At 60.7% G+C, this 2,876-nt stretch carries 4 protein-coding genes; all 4 read left to right on the top strand.

What is annotated here, in order from left to right:
* Positions 1-196 precede the first annotated feature (196 nt).
* From QMX98_RS33735 to QMX98_RS33720, 4 genes are read left to right on the top strand one after another with little or no spacing between them, the layout of a single operon-like run.
* Positions 197-505, top strand: a complete 309-nt coding sequence (locus tag QMX98_RS33735) for a PepSY domain-containing protein (RefSeq protein ID WP_010458554.1) — start codon at positions 197-199, stop codon at positions 503-505.
* A complete protein-coding gene (locus tag QMX98_RS33730) occupies positions 505-810 on the top strand; it encodes a PepSY domain-containing protein (RefSeq protein WP_154911513.1) in 306 nt (101 codons plus the stop codon). Before QMX98_RS33735 ends, QMX98_RS33730 begins: the two co-directional genes overlap by 1 nt.
* Before the next feature lie 3 nt (positions 811-813).
* The gene (locus tag QMX98_RS33725) at positions 814-1,482 is read left to right on the top strand and encodes a response regulator transcription factor (RefSeq protein WP_010458558.1); all 669 of its coding nucleotides are present in this window, start codon (positions 814-816) and stop codon (positions 1,480-1,482) included.
* Positions 1,479-2,792: a sensor histidine kinase gene (locus QMX98_RS33720; RefSeq protein WP_083377230.1), complete on the top strand. Its 1,314-nt coding sequence runs from the start codon at positions 1,479-1,481 to the stop codon at positions 2,790-2,792. The genes QMX98_RS33725 and QMX98_RS33720 overlap by 4 nt, the downstream gene beginning before the upstream one ends.
* Positions 2,793-2,876: the final 84 nt, after the last annotated feature.

Here is a 2,876-nt window from a genome sequence, read left to right as displayed (position 1 = left end):
GCCTGCTCGCGATTGCGGTCTGTCAGGCATTAAAGATGTCGACTGGCATGACGCTATCGCGAGCAGGCTCGCGCCCACAGGGTCGGTGTTCGCCCAGGGTTTATGGGGTGCTCCAATGATGGCAATTCAGTTTCAGTTAAGTTCAGCCCGCTAAGGTGTTCCTCGTAGGCAACACATAAAAAATACGGAGACACCCATGAAAACCCTGACTGCCCTGTTCACCGCGTCCATCCTTACCCTGACCGCCAGCCTCGCCCACGCCCGTGATTTAGGCCCCGATGAAGCCCTGCGATTGCGCGACGCTGGTACCATTGTGTCTTTCGAGAAGCTCAACGCCACCGCTCTGGCCAAACATCCCGGTGCCAAAATCACCGAAACCGAGCTGGAAGAAGAGTACGGCAAGTACATCTACCAGGTTGAGCTGCGCGACCCACAGGGCATTGAGTGGGATCTGGAATTAGACGCGGTCAGCGGCCAGGTTCTCAAGGATCATCAGGATACGTAATGAAGGTGTGTTCATTTTCACGCATGGCGTTGGTGCTGCTGGCGTTCTGCTCGGTCGTCATGGCCCGCGACCTCGATCAGGACGAAGCCCTGCGCTTGCGCCAGCAAGGCGTGATCCTGCCGCTTGAGCAATTGTTAAAACAGGCGTTGGACCGCTACCCCGGCTCCAAACTGCTGGAAGCCGAGCTTGAAGAAAAACACGACGTCTACATTTACGAAGTCGAGTTGCTGACCATCGAAGGGGTGGTTCGTGAACTGGACCTCGACGCCACCACTGGCCAGTTACTGAAAGACAAGGAAGATTGATCGATGCGTTTGCTTCTGGTGGAAGACCACGTGCCGCTGGCCGACGAATTGATGGCCGGCCTCAACCGGCAGGGGTATGCCGTGGACTGGCTGGCCGATGGCCGAGACGCGGTGTATCAGGGCAGCAGCGAGCCGTATGACCTGATCATCCTCGACCTGGGCCTGCCGGGTTTGCCGGGGCTTGAGGTGCTGGCGCAATGGCGGGCCGGTGGTCTGGTCACGCCGGTGCTGATCCTCACGGCACGCGGTTCCTGGGCCGAGCGCATCGAAGGCCTCAAGGCCGGTGCCGACGATTACCTGACCAAACCGTTCCACCCCGAAGAGCTGCACCTGCGGGTCCAGGCGTTATTGCGGCGCTCCCACGGTCAGGCCAACCAGCCGACGCTCAAATCGGCGGGGCTGCACCTGGATGAAGGTCGCCAGTGCGTCACGCGTGACGGTGCCGATATCCAGCTGACGGCCTCCGAGTTTCGCCTGCTGCGTTATTTCATGCTGCACCCCGAGCAGATCCTTTCCAAAAGCCACCTCGCCGAACACCTCTACGACGGTGAAACCGAGCGCGATTCCAACGTGCTCGAAGTCCACGTCAACCATCTGCGGCGCAAGCTTGGGAAAAGTGTGATCGAAACCCGTCGCGGCCAGGGTTACCTGTTCGGCGGACAAGCCCAGTGAGGTCGATTCAGCGCCGCTTGAGTCTGGGGCTGATCAGCGTGATGGTGGTCGTCGGCCTGGTGCTGGCGCAAACCAGCCTGTGGTTGTTCGAAAAGGGGCTGCAGCGCTACCTCGAAGACGGTTTGCGCAACGACAGTGAAAACCTGCTGGTGGCGCTGGTGCGCGGGCCGGCGGGGTTGCAACTGGATGAGCGGCACCTGTCGCCGGCCTATCAACGGCCGTTTTCCGGGCACTACTTCCGTATCGATTTCGCCGACAAGCATTGGCGTTCCCGCTCGTTGTGGGATCAGGAACTGCCGCCACTCGACCATCCCGGCCTGCACAGCAACCTGCAACTGGGGCCGGAAGGTCAGCAATTGCTGGTGCTGCGTTCGGACTATCGCCGGCTCGGGCAATCGATTTCGATCAGTGTGGCGCAGGACTACACGCCCGTGCGCGAGAGTTTTCGGCGCATGCAACAAGTCGGCCTGGGCCTCGGGCTGGCGGGGTTGCTGCTGATTCTGCTGCTGCAACGGATCACCGTGCGCCGCGCCTTGCGCCCACTGGAAAAGGCCCGCGAGCAAATCGCCCAGTTGCAGCAGGGCCAGCGCTCGCAACTCGATGACCAGGTGCCGGTGGAACTGGAGCCGCTGGTGGCGCAGATCAACCATTTGCTGGCCCACACCGAAGACAGCCTTAAACGTTCACGCAATGCCCTGGGCAACCTTGGGCATGCGTTGAAAACGCCGTTGGCGGTGTTGCTGAGCGTAGCTTCCAGCGAGAAGCTCGACGCTTATCCCGAACTGCGCAAACTCCTCAAGGCACAACTGGAACAGGTCCAGCAGCGGCTCAGTCGCGAACTCAATCGCGCCCGCTTGTCCGGCGATGCGCTGCCGGGAGCGCTGTTTGATTGCGATGGGGAACTGCCGGGGTTGTTGGCGACGTTGAACATGATTCACGGCGAACACCTGAACCTGAGCTACCGCGCACCAACCGGTCTGCAGCTGCCGTGGGATCGCGAGGATTTGCTCGAACTGCTAGGCAATCTCTTGGATAACGCCTGCAAATGGGCGGATGCCGAGGTTCGGTTGAGCGTGGTCGAGACGGCGCAAGGGTTTGAATTAAGCGTGGAAGATGATGGGCCGGGGATTCCCGAGGCGCAGCGCGATCAGGTGCTGAACCGGGGGACACGGCTGGATGAACAGACGGATGGGCATGGGTTGGGGCTTGGGATTGTGCGCGACATCGTCGACACGTGGGGCGCGGTGATGCGGTTGGAGGAAAGCGAGTGGGGCGGCCTGAAAGTGCTGATCAAACTCCCCAAACGCTGAGTATCCCTGTAGGAGCGAGCCTGCTCGCGATAGCGGTGTGTCAGTCGACATCTCTGTTGGCTGACAAACCGCAATCGCGAGCAG

The organism is Pseudomonas sp. PS02303 (genome assembly GCF_029959925.1).
In the GTDB taxonomy this organism is placed as follows: domain Bacteria; phylum Pseudomonadota; class Gammaproteobacteria; order Pseudomonadales; family Pseudomonadaceae; genus Aquipseudomonas; species Aquipseudomonas mandelii.
Note: the sequence above shows the minus strand (reverse complement) of the source record. Positions and strands in the feature narration are given on the sequence as shown.

Coding starts and splice junctions, on each gene's coding strand:
- QMX98_RS33735 (WP_010458554.1), top strand. CDS start 197: ATGAAAACCCTGACTGCCCTGTTCACCGCGTCCATCCTTACCCTGACC.
- QMX98_RS33730 (WP_154911513.1), top strand. CDS start 505: ATGAAGGTGTGTTCATTTTCACGCATGGCGTTGGTGCTGCTGGCGTTC.
- QMX98_RS33725 (WP_010458558.1), top strand. CDS start 814: ATGCGTTTGCTTCTGGTGGAAGACCACGTGCCGCTGGCCGACGAATTG.